This window comes from Phenylobacterium sp., from assembly GCF_044371015.1.
Lineage (GTDB): Bacteria > Pseudomonadota > Alphaproteobacteria > Caulobacterales > Caulobacteraceae > Phenylobacterium.
Genome location: NZ_JBILUK010000291.1, coordinates 1 through 3,495, shown reverse-complemented (window position 1 = coordinate 3,495; position 3,495 = coordinate 1). Strand labels below are relative to the sequence as shown.

General features: G+C 65.4%; 3 protein-coding genes and 1 pseudogene. All 4 read left to right on the top strand.

The features are described from left to right. Nucleotides 1-37 precede the first annotated feature (37 nt). Nucleotides 38-592, top strand: coding sequence for a F0F1 ATP synthase subunit delta (locus ACIQ3R_RS16510; protein WP_397419945.1), 555 nt, complete (start codon nt 38-40; stop codon nt 590-592). 5 nt (nt 593-597) lie between these two features. Continuing rightward, nucleotides 598-2,130 carry a F0F1 ATP synthase subunit alpha gene (atpA, locus tag ACIQ3R_RS16505; protein ID WP_397419944.1) on the top strand — a complete coding sequence of 511 codons (1,533 nt, stop codon included), beginning with the start codon at nt 598-600 and terminating at the stop codon, nt 2,128-2,130. 31 nt (nt 2,131-2,161) lie between these two features. Next, nucleotides 2,162-3,034, top strand: a complete 873-nt coding sequence (locus ACIQ3R_RS16500; protein ID WP_397419943.1) for a F0F1 ATP synthase subunit gamma — start codon at nt 2,162-2,164, stop codon at nt 3,032-3,034. Nucleotides 3,035-3,056: 22 nt separating this feature from the next. Continuing rightward, nucleotides 3,057-3,495: pseudogene (locus tag ACIQ3R_RS16495) on the top strand (F0F1 ATP synthase subunit beta); the annotation flags it as partial.

Sequence of the window (3,495 nt, the reverse complement as noted above, 5' to 3'; positions counted from 1 at the left end):
GCGCGCGGCATGTGAAACGCGACCCGGGCGGACAAGAGTGGCGGAAGACTCCAATCTATCGAATGTGGGCGCCCGATACGCCCAGGCTCTGTTTGATCTAGCCGGCGACGAGAAGCGGATTCCCGCCGTCGAGGCAGACCTGAGCTCGCTCCGCACCGCGATCGCCGATTCGCGCGACCTGCGCGTGCTGTTGTCCTCCCCGGCATTCGGGGTCGAGGACAAGGCCAGAGGCCTCGCCGGCATCGCCGCCAAGGCCAAGTTCAATCCTACGACGGCCAAGTTCCTGGGCCTGCTGGCCACCAACGGCCGCGCTGCCGCCCTGCCCGAGGTCATTACCGCCTTCGCGAAACTGTCCGCCGCAGCGCGCGGCGCGGTCTCAGCCGAGGTGATCACCGCCACGCCGCTCAGCGCCGCCCAGGCCAAGGGCCTCGCAGCCGCGCTGCGCCAGGCGCTTGGCAAGGACCCAGAAATCACGACCCGCGTTGATCCCGCCATCCTCGGCGGTCTCAAGGTGAAGGTCGGCTCCCGCCTGTTTGACGCTTCGCTGAAGTCGAAGCTCGACTCCCTGAAATTCGCCCTCAAGAGAGCGTAAAGCCCATGGATATCCGCGCAGCCGAAATCTCGGCCATTCTGAAGTCCCAGATCGCCAACTTCGGCGAGGAAGCCGACGTCTCCGACGTCGGCTCGGTCCTGTCGGTGGGCGACGGCATCGCACGGGTCTACGGCCTGGACAACGTCCAGGCGGGCGAGATGGTCGAGTTCCCATCGGCCGGCGTGAAGGGCATGGCGCTTAACCTCGAGCGCGACAACGTCGGTGTCGTGATCTTCGGCGAAGACCGCGCCATCAAGGAGGGCGACGAGGTTCGTCGTCTGGGCGAGATCGTGGACGTTCCGGTGGGCAAGGGCCTGCTCGGCCGCGTCGTAAACCCTCTGGGCGAGCCCATCGATGGAAAGGGCCCGATCACCAACGTGGCCGAGCGCCGCCGGGTTGACGTAAAGGCGCCTGGCATCATCCCTCGGAAGAGCGTGCATGAGCCGGTGCAGACGGGCCTAAAGGCCATCGACACGCTGATCCCGATCGGGCGCGGCCAGCGCGAGCTGATCATCGGCGACCGCCAGACTGGCAAAACCGCCGTGGCGATCGACACCATCCTGAACCAAAAATCAGTCAACGCCGGCACGGATGAGAGCGCCAAGCTCTATTGCATCTATGTCGCCATCGGCCAGAAGCGCTCGACCGTCGCCCAGATCGTTAAGACGCTCGAGGAGCGCGGCGCGCTCGACTACACCATCGTGGTCTCCGCCACCGCCTCGGAGCCGGCACCACTGCAGTTCCTGGCGCCCTTCGCTGGCTGCGCCATGGGCGAGTGGTTCCGCGACAACGGCATGCATGCCGTGATCATTTATGACGACCTTTCCAAGCAGGCCGTCGCTTACCGTCAGATGTCTCTGTTGCTGCGCCGTCCACCGGGCCGCGAAGCCTATCCCGGCGACGTGTTCTATCTGCATAGCCGCCTGCTGGAGCGGGCCGCGAAACTCAACGAGGACAATGGCTCGGGATCGCTGACGGCGCTGCCGCTGATCGAGACCCAGGCCAACGACGTCTCTGCCTATATCCCGACCAATGTGATCTCGATCACCGACGGCCAGATCTTCCTCGAAACCGACCTGTTCTTCCAGGGCATCCGCCCGGCGGTGAACGTCGGCATCTCGGTCAGCCGGGTGGGCTCCTCAGCCCAGATCAAGGCGATGAAGGCCGCGTCCGGCCCTATCAAGGGCGAGCTCGCCCAGTACAGGGAAATGGCCGCCTTCGCGAAATTCGGCTCCGACCTCGACGCCGCCACCCAGCGGATGCTGGCCCGTGGAGAGCGCCTGACCGAGCTACTTAAGCAGCCGCAGTACGCCCCGCTCTCGGTCGAAGAACAGGTAGCCGTGATCTATGGCGGCACGCGCGGCTATCTGGACCGGGTGCCGACAGCGAATGTCGGCCGCTGGGAGCGCGATCTCCTGAGCTTCCTGCACGCCAAGCACCAGGACCTCCTGGACGAGATCCGCACCAAAAAGGACCTCGGCCCGGTGGAAGACCGTCTGAAGGCGGCGCTCTCCGCCTTCAACGAAACCTTCGCGTAAGCGTACGGCCGACAGGAGCAGATAGCCGGCCATGGCCACCGTCAAGGAAATGCGCACTCGGATCGCTGCGGTGAAGTCCACCCAGAAGATCACGAAGGCGATGCAAATGGTGGCGGCGGCGAAGCTGCGCCGCGCCCAGAACGCCGCTCAGAGCAGCCGGCCCTACGCCGCGCGCATGGCTGCGGTGATCGCCAATCTGGCGGCCGGCGTCTCCGGCGACGGCGCGCCCAAGCTGCTGGTCGGCACCGGCTCGGATCAGCGGCATCTGGTGGTCATTGCGACCTCTGATCGCGGCCTCGCCGGGGGGTTCAACACCTCGATTGTACGGGCCGCTCGCCAACACATCGACGGGCTGCTGAATGCGGGCAAGGACGTCAAGATCATCACCGCCGGCCGCAAGGCCCGCGACCAGCTGCGCCGACTGCATGCCCAGCGCCTAGTCGACAGCTTCGAAGTGGGCGGCAATCCTTCGCTTTCGGTGGCTGAAGAAGTCTCCGCCAAGGTGCAGGCGATGTTTGAGGCTGGCGAGGTTGACGTCGTCACGCTGTATTTCAGCCAGTTCAAGTCGGTGGTCACTCAGACTCCCACCGCGCGCCAACTAATCCCGGCCGAGGTGATCGCGGGCGCCCCCACGATCGACCTGAAGGGCGCATCCTACGAGTACGAGCCGGACGAGGAGACCATCCTCGCCGACCTGCTGCCGCGCAACATCACCACGCAGATCTTCTCAGCCATGCTGGAAAATCAGGCCGGCTTCTACGCCGCCCAAATGACCGCCATGGACAACGCAACCCGCAACGCCGGCGACATGATCTCGGCGCTGACCCTTCAAATGAACCGAGCCCGCCAGGCGCAGATCACCAAGGAGCTGATCGAGATCATCTCCGGCGCCGAAGCGATCTAGACCGAACATACGAGAGAGAATGATGGCCACCACCACCGCCGCCAAGAAGCCAGCCGCGAAGGCTCCCGCGAAGAAGGCCCCTGCAAAGGCCGCCGCCGCGCCCAAGGCGACCGCAGCCAAAGCCGTCGCCACCGGCAAGCTGGTGCAGATTATCGGCGCCGTCGTCGACGTGGAGTTCGAGGGCGCCCTGCCCGCGATCCAGAACGCGCTGGAGACCACCAACGTCGATCAGCGGACGGGCGAGACCTTCCGCCTTGTGCTCGAAGTCGCCCAGCATCTGGGCGAGAATACCGTGCGCGCCATCGCCATGGACACCACCGAAGGCCTGACCCGTGGCCAGCCGGTGGTCGACACCGGTAAGGCGATCATCGTGCCCGTCGGCCCGGCCTGCCTTGGCCGCATCATGAACGTGATCGGCGATCCCATCGACGAGGCCGGTCCGATCAACTCGGCGTTCTCCT